At 65.6% G+C, this 21,869-nt stretch carries 17 protein-coding genes and 1 pseudogene; 5 read left to right on the plus strand and 13 right to left on the minus strand.

What is annotated here, in order from left to right; all coding sequences use genetic code 11:
- Positions 1 to 6: 6 nt before the first annotated feature.
- From ACFU5V_RS35435 to ACFU5V_RS35485, 11 genes are all read right to left on the minus strand, one after another.
- Positions 7 to 1,341, minus strand: coding sequence for an NtaA/DmoA family FMN-dependent monooxygenase (locus ACFU5V_RS35435; RefSeq protein ID WP_378434236.1), 1,335 nt, complete (start codon positions 1,339 to 1,341; stop codon positions 7 to 9).
- Positions 1,341 to 2,684, minus strand: coding sequence for an LLM class flavin-dependent oxidoreductase (locus ACFU5V_RS35440; protein WP_378705070.1), 1,344 nt, complete (start codon positions 2,682 to 2,684; stop codon positions 1,341 to 1,343). The genes ACFU5V_RS35435 and ACFU5V_RS35440 overlap by 1 nt, the downstream gene beginning before the upstream one ends.
- The gene (locus ACFU5V_RS35445) at positions 2,681 to 3,871 is read right to left on the minus strand and encodes an acyl-CoA dehydrogenase family protein (RefSeq protein WP_378705073.1); all 1,191 of its coding nucleotides are present in this window, start codon (positions 3,869 to 3,871) and stop codon (positions 2,681 to 2,683) included. The genes ACFU5V_RS35440 and ACFU5V_RS35445 overlap by 4 nt, the downstream gene beginning before the upstream one ends.
- Positions 3,868 to 5,211 (minus strand): NtaA/DmoA family FMN-dependent monooxygenase, encoded by a 1,344-nt coding sequence (locus ACFU5V_RS35450; protein WP_378705075.1) that lies wholly within the window; start codon positions 5,209 to 5,211, stop codon positions 3,868 to 3,870. The genes ACFU5V_RS35445 and ACFU5V_RS35450 overlap by 4 nt, the downstream gene beginning before the upstream one ends.
- Before the next feature lie 104 nt (positions 5,212 to 5,315).
- Positions 5,316 to 6,221, minus strand: coding sequence for a LysR family transcriptional regulator (locus tag ACFU5V_RS35455; protein WP_378705078.1), 906 nt, complete (start codon positions 6,219 to 6,221; stop codon positions 5,316 to 5,318).
- Positions 6,222 to 6,399: 178 nt separating this feature from the next.
- A complete protein-coding gene (locus ACFU5V_RS35460) occupies positions 6,400 to 7,635 on the minus strand; it encodes an acyl-CoA dehydrogenase family protein (protein WP_378705080.1) in 1,236 nt (411 codons plus the stop codon).
- A 179-nt stretch (positions 7,636 to 7,814) separates the two neighbouring features.
- A complete protein-coding gene (locus ACFU5V_RS35465) occupies positions 7,815 to 8,219 on the minus strand; it encodes a rhodanese-like domain-containing protein (RefSeq protein ID WP_378705083.1) in 405 nt (134 codons plus the stop codon).
- A gap of 34 nt (positions 8,220 to 8,253) precedes the next feature.
- Positions 8,254 to 9,930 carry a dipeptide ABC transporter ATP-binding protein gene (locus tag ACFU5V_RS35470; RefSeq protein ID WP_378705085.1) on the minus strand — a complete coding sequence of 559 codons (1,677 nt, stop codon included), beginning with the start codon at positions 9,928 to 9,930 and terminating at the stop codon, positions 8,254 to 8,256.
- A complete protein-coding gene (locus ACFU5V_RS35475; RefSeq protein WP_378705088.1) occupies positions 9,927 to 10,808 on the minus strand; it encodes an ABC transporter permease in 882 nt (293 codons plus the stop codon). The genes ACFU5V_RS35470 and ACFU5V_RS35475 overlap by 4 nt, the downstream gene beginning before the upstream one ends.
- A 12-nt stretch (positions 10,809 to 10,820) precedes the next feature.
- Entirely contained in the window at positions 10,821 to 11,783 is a 963-nt protein-coding gene (locus tag ACFU5V_RS35480) for an ABC transporter permease (RefSeq protein WP_378705090.1), read from the minus strand.
- Positions 11,784 to 11,786: 3 nt separating this feature from the next.
- Positions 11,787 to 13,442 (minus strand): ABC transporter substrate-binding protein, encoded by a 1,656-nt coding sequence (locus ACFU5V_RS35485; RefSeq protein WP_378705093.1) that lies wholly within the window; start codon positions 13,440 to 13,442, stop codon positions 11,787 to 11,789.
- 397 nt (positions 13,443 to 13,839) lie between these two features.
- Between ACFU5V_RS35485 and ACFU5V_RS35490 the strand changes: the two genes are divergently transcribed.
- Together ACFU5V_RS35490 and ACFU5V_RS35495 are read left to right on the plus strand one after the other, a co-directional pair.
- Entirely contained in the window at positions 13,840 to 14,217 is a 378-nt protein-coding gene (locus ACFU5V_RS35490; protein ID WP_378705096.1) for an ANTAR domain-containing protein, read from the plus strand.
- A 442-nt stretch (positions 14,218 to 14,659) separates the two neighbouring features.
- Complete coding sequence (locus tag ACFU5V_RS35495) at positions 14,660 to 17,734, plus strand: protein kinase (RefSeq protein WP_378705098.1); 3,075 nt, start codon at positions 14,660 to 14,662, stop codon at positions 17,732 to 17,734.
- A 232-nt stretch (positions 17,735 to 17,966) separates the two neighbouring features.
- Here the strand turns inward: ACFU5V_RS35495 and ACFU5V_RS35500 are convergent, their stop codons facing one another.
- A complete protein-coding gene (locus tag ACFU5V_RS35500) occupies positions 17,967 to 18,365 on the minus strand; it encodes a nuclear transport factor 2 family protein (RefSeq protein ID WP_378705100.1) in 399 nt (132 codons plus the stop codon).
- A 362-nt stretch (positions 18,366 to 18,727) separates the two neighbouring features.
- Here ACFU5V_RS35500 and ACFU5V_RS35505 point away from each other — a divergent pair, with 362 nt between their 5' ends.
- From ACFU5V_RS35505 to ACFU5V_RS35515, 3 genes are all read left to right on the plus strand, one after another.
- Complete coding sequence (locus ACFU5V_RS35505) at positions 18,728 to 19,111, plus strand: nitroreductase family deazaflavin-dependent oxidoreductase (RefSeq protein ID WP_378705103.1); 384 nt, start codon at positions 18,728 to 18,730, stop codon at positions 19,109 to 19,111.
- 176 nt (positions 19,112 to 19,287) lie between these two features.
- Entirely contained in the window at positions 19,288 to 19,767 is a 480-nt protein-coding gene (locus ACFU5V_RS35510; RefSeq protein WP_378705105.1) for a VOC family protein, read from the plus strand.
- Positions 19,767 to 20,990, plus strand: coding sequence for an epoxide hydrolase family protein (locus ACFU5V_RS35515; protein ID WP_378705107.1), 1,224 nt, complete (start codon positions 19,767 to 19,769; stop codon positions 20,988 to 20,990). The genes ACFU5V_RS35510 and ACFU5V_RS35515 overlap by 1 nt, the downstream gene beginning before the upstream one ends.
- A gap of 250 nt (positions 20,991 to 21,240) precedes the next feature.
- Here the strand turns inward: ACFU5V_RS35515 and fbiC are convergent.
- Positions 21,241 to 21,869 (minus strand): annotated as a pseudogene (gene fbiC / locus ACFU5V_RS35520) (7,8-didemethyl-8-hydroxy-5-deazariboflavin synthase); the annotation flags it as partial.

A 21,869-nucleotide genomic window follows, 5' to 3' on the forward strand; every position in this document is an offset into this window, starting at 1 on the left:
GGGCCATCATCTGCGGGAAAACGTGTTGATCGGTTCGCGGAGACCGAGGTGGCTCCGGAGTGTGCGGCCGGTGTAGTCGGTGCGGAAGAGCCCGCGGGCCTGGAGGATCGGGACGACGTGGTCGACGAAATCTTCCAGATACGAGGGCAGAACGGCCGGGATGACGGTGAACCCGTCGACGGCGCCCGACCGCCACCACGTCTCGACATGATCGGCCACCTGCTCCGGGGTACCGACCACCACGCGGTGCCCACCGAGGAACTCGGACAGGAGCTGCCGGACGGTGTGCCCGGTGTCGGCGGCGTAGCGGGTCAGCGACGCGAAGAAGCCCTGCGGTCCTACCCTGTTCTCCGGCAGCGTCGACAGTCGCTCGGGGAGCGGTGCGTCCAGGTCGAGGTCCTCGTCCGGGTAGCCCAGCCACCGGGCGAGGGCCCGCACCGGGGCGCTGTCCGGGTGCAAGCGGGACTGCAGGGTGTCGAACTTGCCGGACGCCTCCGCGGTGGTGCCGGCGACGACGGGGACGAGTCCGGGCAGGATTCGGATCTGGGCGGGGTCGCGACCGTCCGCGGCCGCGGCCGACCGGATCTCCCGGGCGAACTGCTGCGCCGGCCCCAGCCCGAACTGGGTGGCATAGATCGCCTCCGCATGGGCCGCCGCGAAAGCCTTGCCCTGAGCGGACGAACCCGCCTGCACCAGCACTGGTCGGCCCTGTGGGGAACGGGTGACGTTCAGCGGCCCGGCGACGGTGAAGAACTCACCGCGATGATCCACCGCGTGCACCTTGCCGGGGTCGGCGAATCGCGCCGACGCCTGGTCGCCGATCAGTGCGTCGTCTTCCCAGCTGTCCCACAACTTCTTCGTCAGTTCGACGTACTCGCCGGCACGCCGGTAGCGTTCGTCGCGCTCGGGGAGATGGTCGATACCGAAGTTGCGGGCCGCGTTCGGCTCGAACGTGGTGACCACGTTCCAGCCGGCCCGGCCGCCGCTCACATGATCGAGCGAGAGAATTCTGCGCGCCAGGTTGTACGGCAGATTCAGCGTGGACGTGGCGGTCGGGATCAGCCCGACACGTTCGGTCGACACGGCCAGAGCGCTCGTGAGCAGAATCGGGTCCAGTGTGGCCGCGGGACCGCGGGCGATGCCCGGCTGCTGCACCGGGATGTCCGGGAACAGCAATCCGTCGAGGAGTCCGCGCTCCGCCACGGCGGCCACCCGGCGGTAATGGTCGAGACTGATGAACGACTCCGGTGCCAGCTCAGGGTCCAGCCAGGCGGCCGGGTGATATCCGGCGCTTCCGACGTTGACGAGGAAGTGCAGCGAGCGACCGTCGACTCCGCCCATCACGCCACCACCCGGTCCGTCGAGGTCGGCACGGTGTGAGCCGGGATCTTCAGGCCCAGGTGCCCGCGCAGCGTTGTCGTCTCGTACTCGGTGCGGAACCGGCCGCGGCGCTGCAGGATCGGGACGACATGGTCGACGAAATCGTCGAATCCGCTGGGCAGCACGTCGGGCATCAGGTTGAACCCGTCGGCGACGCCTTTGTCCACCCAGTCCAGGATCGCGTCGGCGATCTGCTCCGGGGTGCCGGTGACGATGCGGTGCCCGGCGCCGCCGCCGAGTCGGCGCAGTAGTTGGCGGACTGTCAGATTCTCGCGCTGCGCCAGTCCGACGGCGATCTTGTAGAACGTCTGCGAGCCGCCTGCCTCGTCCGCGTCCGTCAGCAGGTGCCAGGGCAGAGGCCCGTCGATGACCAGCGCGTCCTCGGGGACCCCGAGCTGACCGGCCAGGCGGGTGAGCGCGTACTCGGGCGGCACGAGTTCGGCGAGTAGGTCGCGGCGTCGCTGTGCCTCTGCCTCGGTGCTGCCGATCACGGTCGACAGGCCCGGCAGGACCACGACGTCTTCGGCCCTGCGCCCGTAACCCACGGCGCGGGCCTTGACATCTCGGTAGTACTCGGCGGCTTCCTGTTCCGTCTGCGCGGCCGTGAAAATCACCTCACCGACCTGGGCGGCGAGTGCCCGCCCGTCCGTCGATGCACCCGCCTGCACCACCACCGGCTCCCCTTGTGGTGAGCGCGGAACATTCAGCGGTCCCGCGACGTCGAAGTGGGCGCCGTGGTGGTCGGCGCGGTGGATCTTGCCGGGGTCGGCGAATCGCCATGTCGGCTTGTCGCCCACCAGGGCGTCGGGCTCCCAGCTGTTCCAGAGTTTGCGCACCACCTCGACGAACTCGGCGGCCCGGGTATAGCGGCCGGCATGGTCGGGTTCGTCGTCGAAGCCGAAGTTGCGCGCAGATTCCTTCCCCGCCGTGGTCACCACGTTCCACCCCGACCGGCCGCCGCTGAGCTGGTCGAGAGTGGCGAAACGCCGTGCGACGTCGTATGGGTCGTTGTAGGTCGAGGACAGGGTGCCGATCAGACCGATCGTCTCCGTCGCAGCGGCGACCGCGGCCAGCACCACGGACGGTTCCAGGCTGTTGAACGGCCTGTAGCGCAGATCTTCCCGGATCGCGGGGCCGTCGGCGAGGAAGATCGCGTCGAGCCTGGCTGCCTCGGCTTTCCGGGCGATGTCGATGTAGTGGTCGAGCCCGAAGGAGGCGAGCGGATCGGTTCCGGGAAACCTCCAGGACCCACCGAAGACGCCGGCGTTGAGAATGTTGACGTTGAGGTGGACCTGCCTGCTCATTGCTCCTCCTCGGCCGGCGCACCTGCTGCGATGGCGGACTTGCCGAGGTTGGCGAGGACGAAGTCGCTCTGCGGGAAATGAATCCGGCCCACCATGGCGTTGCGGTGGTGTCGTTCGAGTGGGTTGCTGCGCGACAGTCCCGGGTTCCCGGTGAGGTCGAGCGCTGACTCGGTGATCCGGATCGCCGTCGTCGTCGCCACGTGCTTCGCCAACGCGGGCAGGGCGCCGTTGGTCTCCACTACCGCCGCCGCGTGCCGCAGCAGTGCACGGCTGGTCTGCAGTTGCGCTTCGATCTCCCCCACGCGGTCGTGGAAGCGCGGCACCGTGGCCAGCGGCGCGCCCAGCGCGGTGGGCACTCGGGTGTGGAGGTACCGGACCAGCCAGTCCCTCGTCGCGATCGACACCCCGTTGTAGTTGGCGGCCAGGAGCAGGGGCAGCGCCTGCCTGCCTGCACTGCGGACCTCGCCGGTGCCGTCGTTCGGGTCGCGCAGATCCACCAACCGGGAGTGCGGAATCCGGGCATTGTCGAAGATCACGGTCTGCGTGTCCGACGCGCGCAGCCCGAGGTGATCCCACGTCTGCTTTACCCGCCAGCCCGTGGCCTGGCGGTCGAACAGGAACGTGGCCACCTTCGGCTGGGGTTCCGCGGTGGTGGCTGTGACGGTGAACCAGTGCAGCCCCGAGATGCCCGTTCCGTAGGCCTTCTCGCCGTCGATCCGCCAGCCGCCGTCGGGCAGGCGGGTGGCCGTGGTGGCGGGGACGCCTCCGCGGGACAGGCTGCCGAGTTCGCGTTCCACCGCGAGACCGTTGATGAGGGCGCCCTCGGTGACCGCCGTGCGGAACACGGCGTCCTTCAGGTCGTCCGGCCACGGGTTGTCGGGTCGTTGGAGCGTGAGGTGGTTGGTGTAATTCCACTGCAGGATCAATCCCACCGACGGGTCCGCCGCCCCCACGCGCTCGATCACCTCCACGGCCTCGCCGATTCCGGCTCCGCCCCCACCGAATTGCTCGGGCACCGTCAGCGACTGCGCCCCGATCCGGCGCAGCGCATCGAATGCGTCGAACGGGAACTCCCCGGTGAGGTCGTGGTATTCGGCACGGGAGGCGATGAACTCGAGAACCTCACGGAATCGGCTCTCGTCGAGTCCTCGCACGGTGGTGCGCGGTTCGGTCACTCCGACAGTCATGTGAAGCTTTCCTTCCTGGTGCGGACGACAGTCTCGGTCACCTCGAGGCCGAGATTGCCGCGCAGAGTGCGGTGGGTGTACTCGGGGCGGAAGAGTCCGCGGCTCACCAGATGCGGCACCACCTGTTCGACGAAGGCCTCGATGCCGGTACCCACCTCCCCCGGCATGATCGTGAAGCCGTCGGTGGCACCGCTGCGGAACCATGCTTCGATCCGGTCCGCGATCTGTTCGCCGGTCCCGACGGCCAGTTGGTGACCCGCCCCTCCTGCGAACTTGTGGATCAACTGCCGTGCGGTGAGGGGTTCGCCGGCGAGCAGTGCGCGTGTGCTCGCGAAGAAACCGGCCGACCGGGGCAGCGACGTGTCCGTATCCGTAAGATCGTCGGCACTGATCACCGTGTCGAGCCGGAGCCGCCCAGGATCGAGACCGAGTTGTGCCGCGAGCTGCCGCAGTGCCGGCTCCAGCGGAATGGTCTCGCGCAGTTCCTCCTCGCGTCGCCGGGCCTCGGCCTCGGTGCCGCCGACGACGGTGATGAGACCGGTCGAGACTTTGACCCGGTCGGGATCGCGCCCGTTCGCCGCCGCCCTGCCGCGGATGTCGGTCCTGAGGTTCCTCGCGACGTCGACGGTCTGTGCTGCCGAGAACACGAGATCCGCGTACTTTCCCGCCAGGGCGAGGCCGCCTTCCGACGCGCCTGCCTGCACGATCAGCGGCCTGCCCTGGGGTGAGCGCGGCAGCGGCAACGGGCCCGCGACCGTCAGGATCGGACCACGATGGTCGGGAGGAGTGATCCGGTCCGGGTCGGCGAACCGCCCCCTCTCGGTGTCCCCGATGATCGCGCCGGCCTCCCACCCGTCCCAGAGCTTGGCCACGACTTCGACGAATTCGTCTGCTCTGCGATATCTTTCGTCCTTGTCGGGGGGCTCCGAGAACCCGAAATTGGCGGACGCCGCCGGATGCTGGGTGGTGACGACGTTCCACCCGGCCCGACCGCCCGTGAGATGGTCGAGAGACAGGTATCGCCGGGCCAGGTTGTAGGGGTCGTTATAGGTGGACGACCCCGTCGCGATCACCCCGATGTGTTCGGTTCCGGCGGCCGCATCGGCCAGCATGACCACAGGATCGAGACCGAGGCCGGGGGCGTGGTGAATGTCCGAGGACAACGCGGGACTGTCACCGACGAAAACGGCGTCGAGGTGTCCGCGCTCGGCGATCCGGATGAGACGACGGAAGTGCGCCGGATCCACGAAGTCGCCGGGGTTGTTGCCCTCCACCCGCCAGGAGCCGCGGAAGTGCCCGGGCGTGAGAAGTGAAATATTCAGGTGCAGTTGCGAACTCATGGTCACGTGCTTCAGTATCGAGCGGGACGGTGAGGCGAACAAGCTAGTGACGCTACGAGATTCGTTAAGAAATCCTCAAACCGGATCGGACGACCGCAGACAATTCACGACGCGAGCTGCAGTGGTCCCGCGACCATCCGCAACGCCCTGATGGCCGCGGCCACCGCAGGGCGCTCGATCGACGCCTGACGGTACGTGACGCCGATCTGCCGTGCACCGTTCGAGACCGGGCACGCGACGAGGTGCCGGTGGGCCTCGGCGACCGCCATTTCGGGGACCACGGCCACCCCGAAACCGGCTTCGACCATTTCCGCCATCCCCGTGAAGCTGCCGCACCGATGCTCGATCCGGGGCGTGAATCCGGCCTGACGGCACGCGAACATCACCGACACGATGGAGGGGGCCCCGTCGGAGGCGGCGATCCAATCCACGTCCGCGACCGCGCCGAGCCCGTGCTGCCTCGCGCGCTCCCGCAACGGAGTCGGAGCCAGAAGCACCAGTGGGTCGTCGAACAGGAACTCCGAGGCGAGACCGGCGGGAAGGTCGCGTGCACGGAACGAGTAGGTGTAGGTGATCGCCAGATCGACTTCCTGCTGCCGGACGGCAGGCACCGAGTTCACCGGCATCGCGTCGATGAGCCGCACCCGCAATCCGCGGTGTTCTCGACCCAGTCGCGTCGCCACCGGCAGCGCGAGCCGGGTCAGGGCGGTCTGGAACGTCGCCAGGGTGAGGACGCCGGTGACGGATTCGCCCGTCGCCGCGACGGCGCTCTCCGCTTCTTCCAGTGCGGCAACGACTCTCGACGTATGATCGACCAGAACCCGGCCCGCGTGGGTGAGGCGCAGCACGCGCCCCTCTCTGCGGGTCAGGACCGCGCCGACCTCGTCCTCGAGGATCCTCAACTGCTGGGACACCGCGGACGTGGTGATCCCGTGCAGTTCGGACACAGCCGTCATCGTCGTGTGCTCGGCGAGGTCGCGGAGCAGAATCAACCGTCGAATGTCATACACAGGTGGTCCTCGTGGGTAGATCGGCCGGTCGCACGGGATCTCCGCTCGACCGTATTCTCATCCTGCCCAGCGGCGACCGTTCAGCACAGGTTTGTGATCACGACGATTCTGTTCAGTACACCTTGTCGCACGCACTCGATCCTCGACCGGAAGACTCTTTCCGGGGATGCAGCGGCGATCAGGAATTCTTCGGCTCGCCGTACCGGTCGGCGAACGACTTGGGCGTGGTGCCGTTGACCAGGTAGTCGCCGATGACCGCCGGCTTGTAGACCACGGGGTTGTGTGAGGCGAGCGTGCGGGCGTTCCGCCAATGGCGGTCGAGGTTGCGCGTCTCTCGCACCGCGGACGAACCACCCGCGTTGAAGATGAGGTTGGCGGAGTCCAGGACCGCGTCGATCACGGCGATCTGCGCCGCGGACGTGTTCACGAAGACCTCCGCGAACAGATCGGGGGTGGGCCCCTCGGCCGCGAACCGTGCGTTGACGTCTTCGAGTTCCTGCGCGATCCGCTGCAGGACGCTGTCGACGACCAGAACGTTCTTCGCGATCTTCCCGACCACGCCGAGGACCGCGTAGTCCGACGTCGCCGCATCGGACGGCGCGTGCAGACTGGTCCGGGTGCGGCTGCGCACGAGTTCCACTGCGTCGTCTCGCAGGTTGCGGTTGATCCCCGCCAGCGTCGCCAGGTGCACGATCTGCACGAACGAGGACTGCTGATCGAGGAATCCCGGGCGGTGCCCGAACTCGCCGAATTCGGCGAGCGGTGCCGCCTCGAACCTCGTGGTTCCACTGGCGGTGAGCCGCTGACCGATCCCGTCCCAGTCGTCGATACGGTCGACACCCGCCGCGGTGGCCGCCACGACCACGAAGCGGCGCCGCGCATCGCCGTCCGTCACGGCGACCCGGATGTAGTCGGCGTAGAGGGTTCCCGTCGTGTAGTACTTCTCGCCGGATACCACCGCCGCACCGTCGTGGTCGGTGACGGTGGTCGAGATGTCGAACGTACCCCGTCCGGTGGGCTCCGACTGTGCATTGCCGAATGCCGCTCCCGCACCGATCTTTTCCAGCCAGTGGGTGCGAACCGGTCCGTCGTCCAGGTTGCGGAGGATTTCGACGGTGGTGAAGTGCCCCCGCAGGATCTGCGGAATGTTGGAGTCGGCCTGCCCGAGCTCCGCGAGGAGTTCGAACAGCTCGGGCAGGGTCACCCCGTGGCCACCGAACTCGGCCGGGACACGCAGAGCACCGAACCCCGCGGCGAACAGCTCGGCCACCTCCGTGTACGGCAGCTCCCGGACGCGTTCGCGCTGCGCGGCGCCGGCGGCGATGCGCGCGAAGATCTCCCGGAACCGAGGGAGGGAACGGTCCACTGCGGTGGAATGGTCGCTGACGCGGCCGGTCAGGGTGACAGCGGTCATGAAGGGTCTCCTCGGACGACGTGATCGGGCGCCGTCACCCGGACGGGTGACGGTCGACGGAACGGTCTGCCCGGCCGGGCCCCGAATGGAGCGACCGGGAGTCCAGGTTCTCCGTCCCATCTCATATCGAGACATGGTGCCGATCAACACAATCAGCCTTGACTCTTCGTGTAGATCCGCTAAATCCGCGTCTCGTCGCCGTGTGCCCGTGCAGGCTCGTTCGCGGGCAGGCCCGCGGCCTTCCATGCGGCGAACCCACCGTCGATGTGCACCACGTTGAGGAAGCCCCGCTCGAGCAATCCCTCCGCCACCGGTCCGGACCCCGCAACGGATCCGCACACGACGACGATCGGCTGGTCGAGCGAGATGATCTCGGCGTGCTTCGTGGGTGAGTCGAGTCCGAACTGTTCGTCGAGCGCGTCTCGGTCGGCAACGATCGCTCCCGGGACCTCGCCGTTCTCTCCGCGCCCCTTGTCGCTGCGCACGTCCACGAGCACGGCGCCGCCCTTGACGGCCGCGGCCGCGAGCAGCGGGGTGACGAGAGCGGGGGTGAGTCGGCCGGTGGTATCGGTGTTGTCGGTCATGTGATGCCCTTCTCGGTAGGTGGTGGTTCGGAGGTCAGAGCGCGGCGGCGAGAAGTTGATTCTCGCCGGGTACGGCGTGCAGCAGGTTTCGGGTGTAGGCCTCCCGCGGCGCGCCGAAGATGTCGTCGACGCGTCCCGACTCCACCACCCGCCCGCCGCGCATCACGGTGACGTCGTCGGCGATCAACCGCACCACGCCCAGGTCGTGAGTGATGAACAGGTACGTCAGCCCGAATTCGGCCTGTACGTCGACGAGGAGTTGCAGGATCTGCGATTGGACCGAGACGTCGAGGGCCGAGACCGCCTCGTCGAGAACGACGATTCTCGGGTCGGCGGCGAGTGCCCTCGCGATCGCGACGCGCTGCCGTTGCCCGCCCGACAGTTCGACGGGCTTGCGCCGGAGAAACGTACTGTCGAGCGCCACCGCGTCGAGCAATTCGATCACCCGTGTGCGGCGTTCGGATCGATTGTTCCGAATCCTGAACGCAGCCAGCGGTTCCGCGATGATCTGCTCGATGCTGAGCTTGGGGTCGAGTGACGAGTAGGGGTTCTGGCGTACCAGCTGGATCCTGCGTCGCACCGGCCGCAACCGGCGGTGGGACAGTCCGTCGATCCTGTCGCCTTCGAGCAGAACCTCGCCGGCGTCCGGTCGGCTGAGCCCGACCGCGATTCGCGCGAGTGTGGACTTGCCCGCGCCCGATTCACCGACGACGGCGTGGGTGGAACCGGCGGTCACACCGACGGTCACGCCGTCGACCGCGACGAACTCGGAGGCCTTCGAGCCCGACCCGACGGTGAAGCGCCTGGTCACGTCGCGCAGTTCCAGGACTGGGCCGTCGGACGCGGGGGCGTCCACGGCGCGCGCCGCAAGCGCGAGCGGTGACGGCCCGAGGCGCGCGCTGCGGAACGACGGCGCCGCGGCGATCAGCGACCGGGTGTATTCCTGCCCCGGATTCTCGACCAGCTGCCGCGTCTCCCCTTGTTCGACGATCCGCCCCTGCCGCATGACGACCACGCGGTCCGCCCGGTCGAACGCCACACCGAGGTCGTGGGTGACGAGCAGGACGCCGAGCCCGAGGGTGTCGCGGAGAACCGCGAGGTGGTCGAGGATCACCTTCTGGACCGTCACGTCGAGCGCCGACGTGGGCTCGTCCGCCACCAGCAGTGCCGGATCACTCGCGAGGGCGATCGCGATGAGGACTCGCTGCTTCATCCCGCCGGAGAGTTCGTGCGGGAACTGCGAGTAGATCCGTTCGACACTGTTCAGTCCGGCGAGGCGCAGTTTTTCGAGCGCCAACTCCCGCGCCGGACCCGATTCGACCTGCCGGTGCAGCCGGATCGCCTCGAGGACCTGCACCCCGACTCTTTTCACCGGGTTGAGCGAGGTGCCGGGATCCTGTGGAACGAACCCGACGAACGGACCGCGCAGCTGAGCCAGCTGCCGGTCCTTCCACCGGGTCACGTCCCGCCCACCCAGGTGGATCGTGCCGGACTCGATGGACGCCGACGACGGCAGGAGCCGCAACGCGGCGTGGACGGTGGTGCTCTTGCCCGAGCCCGATTCACCGACGACGGCGACCAACTCACCCGGGTGGACGCTCAGCCCCACACCCTCGACGGCGGTCTTCCCGCCCCCTCGAGCGGTACGGTAGCCGACCCGCAGATCGTCGATCTGCAGCAGTGGACCGTGCCCCTGTTCGACGTCGCTCATCTCTGGTCTCCTAGCGATTTGCTGATGCGGTTGGCGGCGAGCACGACCACGGCGATCAGGACGCCGGGCAGGATCGAGATCCAGGGGTAGGTGGCGAGGTAGTCGCGGCCCTCCGACACGGCGAGCCCCCACTCGGGCTCCGGCGGCGGCGCTCCGTAGCCGAGGAAGCCCAGTGCCGCCACGGCCAGGATCGCCGAACCGCATTCGAGCGCAGCCAACGACAACACGGCGGTGACCGAGTTCGGCAGCACGTGCCGGACCACGACCCGGCCGAAGCCGGCTCCCGATCCGTAGGCCGCCTCCACGTAGTCGCTCTGGGCGACCTTCAGCACCTCGGAGCGCATGACCCGGGCGAATGCCGCAACCGCGGAGATTCCGACCGCCAACGCCACAGTGAAGGTTCCGTATCCGAGTGCCGTCACCACCGTCATGGCGAGTAGGAGCGCCGGAATCGCGAGCAGCACATCGACGAACCGCATGACGATCGCGTCGGTGCGACCGCCTACGAACCCGCTGAGCAGACCGACGACCGAACCGACGACGAATCCCACGAGCACCGCGAGCAACGTCGCACTGAGCGTCGTGGACGCCCCGAAGATCACGCGGGCGAGGAGATCCCGGCCGAGGCGGTCGGTGCCGAAGAGGTGGTCGGCACTCGGTGGGCTGAAACTGGCGTCGACGTCACCGTCGTAGGGACTGAACGACGTGAAGCAGCCCGGCGCCACCGCCCAGAGAACGACCGTGACGATCACCAGCCAGGACAGGACCAGGCCCGGCGCGGTCGACGCGAGCCGCGCGAACCGCACGAACCGGTCGCCGGCGGTGTCGGCGGTGTCGGCGGTGGATGAGGCCGATGAGCGGAAATCGACTGTGGTCACTGTGATGCCTCCTTACCCGGCCGCCGGGGCGGCGCCGGCCAGGACCCGCGTGCGCAGCCTCGGGTCGAGAAGCGGATAGATGATGTCGACCACGAAGTTGACGACGACGAAGACGACGGCCGCGAACACAACCACCGCCTGCACGAGCATCACGTCCTGCGTGCGGACTGCCGTCTCGGTCAGCCGGCCGAGGCCGGACCGCGAGTAGATGGTCTCGACGATCACGGCACCGGCCAGCAAATTGCCGAGGGTGAGTCCGGCAATCGTCAGTGCGGGCAGGCTCGCGTTCTCGAGGACATCGCGCACGAGAACCCACAACCGGCTGGCGCCCTTCGCGACGGACACCGTGACGTAGGGCGCGTTCAACCCGAGTTCGATGTTCTTCAGCAGCAGCTGTGCGATGGGCGCCGACACCGGTATCGCCAGCGTGACGGCGGGCAGCACGAGAGAGGCGAAGCCGTCGTTTCCGATGGGCGGAAACCACCGCAGCTGAAACGAGAAGACCTGCAGGATCGCAAGCCCCACCAAGAACACCGGTACGGACACACCGGCCGCGGGGAGGGACGCGATGGCCTGCGACAGCCACGAGCTGCGCGTGTACGCCGCCGACAGCGCAATTGCGAACGCCACGATCACCGCGAGTAGCAGTGCGACACCGGCCAGGATCGCCGTCTGCGGCAACACCGCGAAGATCATCGACCACACGTTCTCCCCCGTGCGCACCGAATGCCCGAAGTCCCCGTGCAACGCACCGAACAGTCGCGTGGCGTACTGCACGACCACCGGCTGATCGAGACCGTAGTGTGCGCGCGCCGCGTCCTTGTCGGCGTCACTGACCAGTTCCGCCTCGCTCGGGTCGAACATGAGGTCGACGGTGTCGTACGGAAGCACGTACAGCAGGACGAACGTGAGCGAGTACGCCGCCCACACGACGAACAGGGACTGACCCAGTTTGGCGAGGATGTACCGTCCCATCGTTCAGCCCTGCTCTATCCAGGTGTCGTAGAACACGTTTCGCGACTGTGCTTCGTAGCCCACGTTGTGGACCTTCGGGTTGGCCGCGGTCACCTGGGCCGGGTTGTACACCGGCACGCTGAGGACCTCCTCGTTGAGAACGAAGTCCTGCGCCGCGGCGGCCGCGGCGGCACGCCCGACCGGATCGAGTGTCTCGTTGACGGCGCGGAACGTGTCGATCGCCTTCTGCCGGACGGGGTTGTCCGCAGTGATGGCGGCGCCGTTCGTGAACAGCGGCGAGTACGTCTGCTCGAGCACCGCCACGTCCGATCGGCTGGTATTGAACACCTGGACGTTCCATTTGCCCTGCAGCTTGCTCGCCGCCTGGTAATCGGGGATGGGAAGGACCTGCAACTGCAGGTCCACACCGATGTCACGCAGATCCTGCTGGATGAGTTCGAACGCGGGCTTGTTGATCACCAGGTTGTTGATGGCGAGCAGACTCAGCGTGAGCGGCTTGCCGTCGGCATTGACGCGAGTACCGTCCGGGCCTTCCTTCCAGCCGGCCTGATCCAGGATCCGCCTCGCCTCGTCCTGGTTCTCGACCAGTCGATCGCTGAAATCCGCATATCCCGGCACGCGCTCCGAGACCACCGAAGACGACGGACGGTAGCTGTCGGTCAGTACCGTCTTCGCCAGCGCGTCCCGGCTCCAGCCGAGTTTGACGGCCTCACGCACGGCGCGCTCGTTGGTCGGGAAGAGATCGGTCTTGAAGTCGAATGCGATATCGCGGCCCGGGATCAGCTGGGGCACGATCTCGTAGCCCTCGGCGCGCAGCGGCGCCTCGTCGGTCGTGTTGACGTCCAGGATCGCGTCCACCTCACCCGAGCGCAATGCTCCCGTCCGGACCCCGGCCTCCGGGATGACGAGCACTTCGACGGCGTCGAGGTAGGCGTCACCGTTGTGCCCCCGGCTCGCCGGCGCCCAGTTGTATCCTTCCCGCTTCCGTAGGACAGTCTTCTCCTGGTACACGTGTTCGGTCACGACGAACGGTCCGGTCGCCACGATGTTCTGTGGAAGCGCGCGGTCCTCTTTCCTCAACTGCAGCGTCGTGTGCCCGAGGATCCCGGCAAAGTACATCGAGAGACCCTGGAGGAAGCCGGCACTCGGCTTGTCGAGGGTGACCTTCACGGTGCTCGGGTCGATCACCTCCGTGCCGAGGTACCCGCCCCAGTACGCGGACACCGGGACGACACCGAGTTCCTTGTTGCCGAAACCGAGCAGGTCGAAGTTCTCCTTCACCGAGTCCGCTGTCAACGGCGTGCCGTCGCTGAACGTGACGTCGTTCCGCAGGTGGAACGTGAATTCCGTCAGGGTCTCGTTGACGTCCCAGGACGTCGCCAGCCAGGGCTCGAGAGCACCCGATTCGGGATTCTGATACACGAGCTTGTCGCTGATGTTGCTCGTGATCAGCGACTCCGGGTACGAGCTACCGGAATGCGGATCGAGGTTCGCCGGAGCGTCCAGGACGGCGAACCGGAGCGTCCCGCCGGGAACCGGATCCCCACCGACGTTCGAGGAGGCCACCGATTGGGATGCGGCGCACCCGGTGAGCACCAGTGCTGCGGCGGCCGTAGCCGCAATCAGAGCTGTTGCTCTGCCGACGAATCTTCGGGTCATCTGACGGAACTCCTCAATGCATGGACGAACGGAAGGAAGACGAGACACGCGCGTGGCGCCGAATCCACGCCGACGACGGTCGGGCGGACGGGACGATCAGGGAATCGGAGGTACGAACTCCGAATCGGGTGCCCGCAGGCGCCCGGTCACGAGATCAGCGACAACAGTGGAACGCAGCGGAGGCGAACAGGGGGCCATGGGCGCTCATCACGTTCTTCCTTCCGCGTCTCGACACTCGTCACAACTGTGACCAGCTGAGTGTGCACAGTGCCGGAATGACGAACAACCAACCTGAACTACGAGGTTCTTTAAGATTCGCTCAAGTCAGCGATCGGCGCGGCCGTATCCGTTTACGACTCCGCGACCCGGGGAATGTCGTAGGCGAAGGTGATGTCAGATGGTGAATTCCGAGATCTCGAACCCCGTGCGGTCCGCCCGAAGCTTCCTCGACCGGCGCCGGGGGCCGTCGGACCGTGAACTCGTGACCACTGCGAAGGCAGTCCTGATCACCAGACGCGGCTACAGCGATGCCCAGGCTTTCGACGAGCTACTCGACGTGGCGCGCAGGCACCACCTCTCCGTGCAGGGCGCTGCGCGGTGCCTGATCGATCTCACCAGCAACACCGGTCACCTCACGAGCCGCCGGCCGGTCGCATTCCCCGAGTGGGAAGGACTCTGCGGACCGTCCTCCGGGCACCACCGTCGTCCGCCGCAGCGGATGGACAGTTTGCAGGGACGCCACCGCCCTCACCTCGCGACGCAGATTCGACCGTGATGACGTAGACGGGACTTCGACGAACTCACCGGGGCGCGGATCCTTGACCTTGCGGCCGAGAACTAGTTCTCGATCACGATTCCGGAACGACTGGTCCGTGGCCGGAACCCAGCCACACGATCATGGCATCCACGATGCAGCATCTGTCGGGCGATTGCGCGCCGCCTGGTCGATCGCGGATAGTAAGCGCAGCGGTCAGGCGGGAGACAGTCGGGGCCGGAAGCGACGTCCCGACATCTCCGGACGGCCCTCATCGGTGGTGACCACGTCTGCGTCGGCACAGCCTCGAATGAGAACAAACTGATTGCGGACGCTGCACCCAACCGGCGGCCTATCCTTGATTTGACGCTATTCAGAGGTGAGCGGATGTTGCATCTTCACTGCCTCCGCCCCAGTACTGCACTGGTAGGGGCCGGGGCATCGGGATCGGTCGGGCAGTCAGATGACCAACGATGATCCTTTCGCGACACAGCGTGACGTAACCACGAACGTGACAGACGAGCTCTGTGCGGCCGGATTTGATGACCCACGCCTAATTGGGCGCGGCGGTTTCGGAGTGGTTTATCGATGCAGTCAGCCTTCTCTGGATCGCACCGTCGCGGTGAAGGTCCTCGCGAGCGATCTCGACGAGGAAAACCGGGCACGCTTCTTTCGTGAACAGCGCGCAATGGGACGGTTGACCGGGCACCCGAACATCGTCAACGTTCTCCACGTCGGGACCACCGACAGCGGCCGACCGTACATTGTGATGCCATTCCATCCACACGATTCGCTGGACGTGCAGATTCGCCGCCACGGGCCGCTCTCACTGACGGACACGCTCCGACTCGGCGTAAAGATATCGGGTGCCCTCGAGACTGCCCACCGTCTCGACATTCTTCACCGCGACGTCAAGCCCGCAAACATCCTCGTCACCGACTACGGGGAACCCGCGCTCACCGATTTCGGGATCGCTCGCCTTGGGGGAGGCTTCGAGACCGGCACCGGCACAATCACCGGATCACCGGCCTTCACAGCGCCGGAAGTCCTTGGGGGCACCGCTCCGAGCCGGACCGCGGACGTTTACAGTCTCGCTGCAACACTCTTCTGCGTCGTCACTGGTCACGCCGCGTTCGAGCGCCGAAGCGGTGAGCACATTGTCGCCCAGTTCCTGCGCATTACCGCCCACCACGTTCCGGACCTGCGAGAACAGGGCATCCCAGCTGACCTGTCCGCGGTCATCGAACAGGCCATGGCCGCCGATCCACGAGAGCGCCCCGCCACCGCAATCGAGGTCGGCGAGGCGCTGCGCCGGATCCAACTCCGCGGCGGCTTCCCCGTCGACGAAATACCGTTGCAGGTCGAACCCACAGCAGCGCCGGGCGAGAATGTCCCACGAATCACACTCGCACCGTCGGCACGAACCACATTGGCTCCGCGTCGAGCTATGGACCTTACCGCCGTCCGGACAAACGCGGGCAACGTGCCGATCGAACTCACCAGCTTCATCGGTCGCCACCGCGAGCTGACCGCAGCAAAGAAACAGCTGGCGGTGTCGCGTTTGGTGACTCTCACGGGGATCGGAGGGGTCGGCAAGACCCGATTGGCACTCCGAGTGATCTCCGAAGCGCAGCGGGAGTCATCCGACGACGCATGGCTGGTCGAACTCGGCGAAGTGCGAGACCGCTCCCTCGTGGCTGACGTAATAGCGGCTGCCCTGGGACTGCGTAGTCAGTCCGCACGCCCACTGCTCGATGTCGTTGCGGAGTACCTGGTCCCTCGACGGGTCCTGCTCATGCTGGACAGCTGCGAACATGTCTTGGACTCGGTTGCCGAACTCGCCGAGGCTCTGCTTCAGTTCTGCCCCGATCTCCGGATCCTCGCCACGAGCCGCGAGCCCCTGAATATCGGAGGGGAGATGGTGCTGCGTGTTCCTCCACTGAGTGCACCGGACCCGGACCACCAACCGACACTGCGCGGGATGCCTGAATCCGACTCCATGACCTTGTTTGCGCAGCGCGCCGCGGCCGCCGTTCCGGGATTCCAGCTCACCGACGACAAGCGTGTCGTCATTGCCCGGATCTGTCACCGGCTCGACGGACTGCCGCTCGCGATCGAACTGGCGGCCGCAAGACTGCGCGCGATGTCCCCCGAACAAATCCTGCAACACCTGACCAACCGCTTTACCTTGCTGACACTTGGCAACCGAGGTGCACCGACTCGGCAACACACGCTGGCATTGTCGATCGATTGGAGCCACGATCTGTGCACACACCGGGAACAAGAGGTCTGGGCAAGGATATCGGTGTTCGACGGAGGGTTCGAACTCGATGCAGCCGAATACGTCTGCGCCGGAAGTTTGACTCCTGAAGGGCTACTCGACACGGTGACGGCGTTGGTCGACAAATCAATCCTTATTCGCGAGGAAATGGGCACCACAGTTCGCTTTCGGATGCTCGAAACCCTCCGCGACTACGGCCGCACGAAATTGCGGCACAGTGACGAGGCTCTGTCGATTCGTCGCCGGCACCGCGATTGGTACCAAGAACTGGTGGTGACCGCGGAGGCGGAATGGATCAGCCCGCACCAAATTGAGTGGATTGCACGACTCGAGCGAGAACGATCAAACGTCCGCGCAGCGATGGAATTCTGCCTGGAACAGCCGACTGAGATCGCGGCTGGAGTGCAGATCGCCACCGCTCTCTTTCCATTCTGGGTCTCCCGAAGCCTTCTCGCCGAGGGACGGCGATGGCTCGACCGACTACTCGCTGCTGAGCCGGCACGCCCGACTGAGCTACGGATCAAGGCGCTGTGCGCGAACAGCATGCTCGCTGACACGCAGGGCGATCTGGCAAGGAGCACCACCCTCGTCGAAGACGGGAAAGCCCTGGCCGCGAGCATGGCCGACGCCGTACTCGATGCGCGAATCACCCACGCCGAAGGGGTCCTGGCGCTCTTCAGCGGCGATCTTCCGCGGGCAAGCAGCTGCCTCGAGGATGCATTGCAAGCGTTCCGCGCACGACACGACATCCCCCAGCAAGTCTTGATTCTGATGCAGCTTGGTGTTACGTATGAATTGAAGGACGACCCTGCCCGCGCAATCGTCTGCCACGACGAGGTGCTCGCCATCACGGAAACACACCACGAATCAGTGAACAGGTCATACTCACTGTGGGCCATGGGCATTGCGGAACTGCGGCGAGGAAATCCCGTCCGGTCGGCCCGGCTACTGAAGCAAGGACTCCAGCTGACCCAGGTGATCGACGAACCTGTCACCGCCGCGTTGTGCCTCGAGGCACTGGCGTGGACCTGCGACGCCCACAACGCCCACCGTGCAGCGCTGCTGATGGGCGCTGCCGAATCGCTCAGTCTCGCGGTCGGCAGCTCATCCATCCTGTTCCACAACCATTTCGTCCACCACGAGAACTGCACCCAGATGGCGCGCCGGTCACTCGGTGAACAGGCGTTTACATCCGCCCACATCGAAGGCACAACAATGACTTTCAGCGACGCCGTCGCTCATGCGCTCGACGACTGACCCCACCCTCACGACCCGACGCCGGACCTTGCACCCCCTGATCACACTTGCCCACCCCTGACCTTCGACGAGCCGTCTCCAGGGGTGAGCTCATGATCGACGACCCAGCGTGTGGGCCGCCGATGAGCCTCGCTCCGGGTTGGTGCCATGTTCATCTCGACAAAAGATACACACGGGCCCGCGTCCTTCAGCGATTGACGCGGGCCCGCGTGTACTCATCGGTCCTCACCACTCACGCGCTGACCGCCGAGCCGCGGGTAGCGTCGGTGTACTTGGTATCGGTCAGCTCACGCATCCGCGCGATCTTGCCGTCGCGGACCTCGACAAAGATCACATATAGATTGTCAAAGCGGCCACCCTCCAACAGCTCCGAGCGGCCGTGGACAATTGCGGCAAAACGATCGTCCTGCTCGGTCTGCGACTCGAAGGTGAACTCGACACCCGCGACGGTCGACCTTCTCAGGTCGACCACCAGTTCACTGACCTCACGGATGTCTCGCTTACCGGCGAAGACCGTCGACCCCATCAACTCGTGGACGAAGTCATCGGTGACGAGGGTCGTGAGTGTTGCCGTGTCCCCACGCCCCACCGCGTCGAAGTACTCCTGGCACAACGCCGTAACCGCACTCATGTTTATCCACCTCTCCTGGACTGAATTTGATCGCCGCCAGTTGTACGGGTTCGGCGGGAGTCATCTCACCGCCCGTTCGACAATGACGAACGCGTCTCGGTCGCACTGTGTGATCTTGCTAGCTTTCGGAAATGTTCTGCTGCTAAAGCCGTTTCCCGATCTCCCCCAACTATGAGGTGCGACATAGCATGGTTCAACTTCTCAATCGGACTCCGCATAGGAGAATCGCTGGTGCAGCGCTCCGCTGCCGGCCTGGCCGGGCATTCGTCACGTGGCTCGCGGGCACGCAACGCGGTCGGAAAGTCGATCTCGCAGTAGTGAAGCTAACGGGCAAGTCGCTGATGACCTACTCTTTCACCGCGATGAACTCGCTGGACAACCTCGACGTTCTGATCATTCACACTGTTGGCCGAAAGACGGGCGAGCCCCGGTCGACTGCCATCCCATACTTTCGAATCGACGACGGACTTTACGTGATCGCTTCTGCTGGCGGGCAGGATGCGAACCCGGCATGGATCCACAATCTTCGTGCCACCCAGGGAGTCTCGGAACTCACGATCAACCGTATTCGCCGGCCCGCGATCGGTACTGAACTCCCAGCGAATTCCGACGAGCGCACACGGGTGTGGGACCGCATCCTCTCCATCGCACCAGTTTTCTCTGACTATCAGTCGAAGACTACACGGATTCTGCCGGTTATCCGCTTCGAAGACCTACCCCCGCAACGCGGACGCGGCAAACAATGACCGGCCACAGGCGAAGCGCTCGAAGGGCTCAACGTTCTCGCTAGCGACCTGCCGAGCCGGTTTCGTAGGTGGACACGCACGAGGAGTCGAAGAGTTTCGTGCGTCGACGAGCGTGGTGTTCTTCGAATTCAGCATCCAGCCAGACAAAGAAATCCAGAAAGAAAGGTCGTCTCCGCATGCCCCTAACTCTGAACAAGTTCTTCCACGTCAACATCAACGTGACAGACCTGGACCGCTCCGTTGACTTCTACAAGAAGCTGGGCTTCGTCGAAACAGCCCGCTTCGTGATGGACGGTCACCTCGGGGAAAGCACCGCCGAGGCATTCGGCGTTCCCTTCAATCGGCATCGCGCGGCATTTCTGAAGCTCCAGGACTCCGAGAGCAACATGGTTCTCGACCTGTGCGAGTATGAGCAGCCGCCGACCTCGGGGCAACCGTATCAAAGCCTCATCAACGTCGGGATGGTGCGGCTCGCCTTTCATGTCCCCAACATCGAAGAGGTCTACCAGGAGCTGCTTGACATGGGTGTCGAGATGCTCGGTCCGCTTCGCTTCACGACTCCTCCGGGCGGGACGCGTTCTGGAGTCTTGGCATTCAAAGACCCGGACGGTGTGATCCTCGAAGTCCTGACCGGCGTCGAACATATGGTGAACTGATGACCCGGCGCACAGATCCGGGCCATGTAACGGTCTCGGAGTTCTCGGTGTCCTTTCCCCGGGATCAGGTGGAAGATTTGCGGGCTCGGCTACGCCGGACGAAATGGTCCGACGACTTCGACAACGACGACTGGTCGTTCGGGGTGAACGGCGACTATCTCCGCGACTTCGCGAGCTATTGGTGCGATGACTACGACTGGGATGCAGCTGAACAGCGCTTGAACCAGTATCCGGGCTTCCGAGTCGACGGATTACTCGACGGCACACCCATCCACTTCTTGCACATCCGCGGTAAAGGGCCGAATCCAACGCCCATCGTCCTAACTCATGGGTGGCCGTGGACTGTCTGGGACTACGCCAAGGTCGTCGATCCGCTCACCGATCCGGTTCGCTTCGGCGGCCGGGCAGAAGACTCCTTCGACGTGGTAATTCCCGCACTGCCGGGATTTGGCTATTCCTCGCCGCTCCGCTCCGCCGTCACCCCCATGGCAACGTCGGACGTCTGGTCCCGATTGATGACCGAGGTGCTGGGCTACCCGAGGTACATGGCTGCTGGCGCCGATTGGGGTGCACTCGTCACGTCCTATCTCGGTCACAAGCACGCTGACGAGATCATCGGGATCCACCTCACGATTCCCACGCTCATTTCGATTGCCGGCGCCGAAAGCTGGTCGTCGGAAGACTACTCCCCCGACGAGGCCGGGCGGTGGTCGAGAATGGTGGACGAGAAGCTCCCCTTGATGACCTCGCACTACAATGTCCACGTGCTCGATCCGCAGACCCTCGCGTGGGCGCTGGAGGATTCTCCTGTGGGCTTGGCAGCCTGGATACTGGAGCGACGTAGAAGCTGGAGTGACCACGACGGAGACTTCGAGAAGTTGTTCAGCCGAGATGGGCTCTGCGACAGCATCTCGACCTACTGGTTCACCCACACCATCGGAACATCGATGCGCTACTACGCCAATGCGTCGCGTACACCGCTGCCACGTACGCACCAGCACCACCCACCGGTCCAGACTCCGCTGGCGATGTCGGTATTCCTCAACGAACTCATCCTCCCGCCGCGCTCGGTGGTGGAACAGAATTCAAATCTGGTGCAGTGGCGCACGCATGACCGTGGCGGCCACTTTGCCGCGCACGAGCAGCCGGACGCGTGGGTGAACGACGTGCGGGCGTTTCGGGAAACACTGGCGGCCAGCGCTGAGCAGACACCCGCGCACTGACGTTCAGCGGACCTACTGAGCGTCAGGCCGCACGTTTCGATCCTCAGGGCCGCGGCGATCACCATCGGCGCGGCCCTGGCGCGGTTTCTCCGGTACGTCCACGTCACCGCCGACATGCGTGATACTCGACGCGGAACTCACAGAGCGGGCTCGGGCAGATCCGCAGGTGCGGGTCACGGCGCGAAAACATCGGACCCTGCCGCGTATGCCACACTGGTACGCGACACCCAGCCGCCGAACCCGTTCGTGCTCATAACGATAACGGCTGAAGGGGACGTCGTGCGTGTGTGGTGGTGCGTTCGCGGGCCGGGCGGCCGATGCCCTCGGCGATGGCCCGCAACTCTGCGACGGTCTTCTCCGATCCGTGCTCCGATCCCGCCATCCGGGAGATCGTCTCCTCCATCAGCGTGCCCCCGAGATCGTTCGCCCCACCGTTGAGCATCACCTGGGTGCCGGTCACCCCCAACTTCACCCAGCTGGTCTGAATGTTCGGGATCCGCCCGTGCAACATGATCCGCGCCAACGCGTGCACCGCCCGGTTGTCCCGGTTCGTCGGACCCGGCCGCGACGCCCCCGCCAGATACAGCGGCGCACTCTGATGCACGAACGGCAACGGCACGAACTCGGTGAACCCACCGGTGCGGTCCTGGATCGAAGACAGCACCCGCAGATGCCCCACCCAATGCTTCGGGTTGTCGACGTGCCCGTACATCATCGTCGAACTCGACCGCAACCCCACCTCGTGGGCGGTGGTCACCACCTCCACCCAGGTGGCGGTGGGCAACTTCCCCTTCGTCAGCACCCACCGCACCTCGTCGTCGAGGATCTCCGCCGCCGTCCCCGGGATGGTGTCCAGACCCGCCTCCCGCAGCTCCGTCA

Source organism: Rhodococcus sp. NPDC057529 (genome assembly GCF_042802055.1).
In the GTDB taxonomy this organism is placed as follows: Bacteria; Actinomycetota; Actinomycetes; order Mycobacteriales; family Mycobacteriaceae; genus Rhodococcus_F.

Coding starts and splice junctions, on each gene's coding strand:
- ACFU5V_RS35435 (WP_378434236.1), bottom strand. CDS start 1,341: ATGGGCGGAGTCGACGGTCGCTCGCTGCACTTCCTCGTCAACGTCGGA.
- ACFU5V_RS35440 (WP_378705070.1), bottom strand. CDS start 2,684: ATGAGCAGGCAGGTCCACCTCAACGTCAACATTCTCAACGCCGGCGTC.
- ACFU5V_RS35445 (WP_378705073.1), bottom strand. CDS start 3,871: ATGACTGTCGGAGTGACCGAACCGCGCACCACCGTGCGAGGACTCGAC.
- ACFU5V_RS35450 (WP_378705075.1), bottom strand. CDS start 5,211: ATGAGTTCGCAACTGCACCTGAATATTTCACTTCTCACGCCCGGGCAC.
- ACFU5V_RS35460 (WP_378705080.1), bottom strand. CDS start 7,635: ATGACCGCTGTCACCCTGACCGGCCGCGTCAGCGACCATTCCACCGCA.
- ACFU5V_RS35465 (WP_378705083.1), bottom strand. CDS start 8,219: ATGACCGACAACACCGATACCACCGGCCGACTCACCCCCGCTCTCGTC.
- ACFU5V_RS35470 (WP_378705085.1), bottom strand. CDS start 9,930: ATGAGCGACGTCGAACAGGGGCACGGTCCACTGCTGCAGATCGACGAT.
- ACFU5V_RS35480 (WP_378705090.1), bottom strand. CDS start 11,783: ATGGGACGGTACATCCTCGCCAAACTGGGTCAGTCCCTGTTCGTCGTG.
- ACFU5V_RS35485 (WP_378705093.1), bottom strand. CDS start 13,442: ATGACCCGAAGATTCGTCGGCAGAGCAACAGCTCTGATTGCGGCTACG.
- ACFU5V_RS35490 (WP_378705096.1), top strand. CDS start 13,840: ATGGTGAATTCCGAGATCTCGAACCCCGTGCGGTCCGCCCGAAGCTTC.
- ACFU5V_RS35495 (WP_378705098.1), top strand. CDS start 14,660: ATGACCAACGATGATCCTTTCGCGACACAGCGTGACGTAACCACGAAC.
- ACFU5V_RS35500 (WP_378705100.1), bottom strand. CDS start 18,365: ATGAGTGCGGTTACGGCGTTGTGCCAGGAGTACTTCGACGCGGTGGGG.
- ACFU5V_RS35505 (WP_378705103.1), top strand. CDS start 18,728: ATGAACTCGCTGGACAACCTCGACGTTCTGATCATTCACACTGTTGGC.
- ACFU5V_RS35510 (WP_378705105.1), top strand. CDS start 19,288: ATGCCCCTAACTCTGAACAAGTTCTTCCACGTCAACATCAACGTGACA.
- ACFU5V_RS35515 (WP_378705107.1), top strand. CDS start 19,767: ATGACCCGGCGCACAGATCCGGGCCATGTAACGGTCTCGGAGTTCTCG.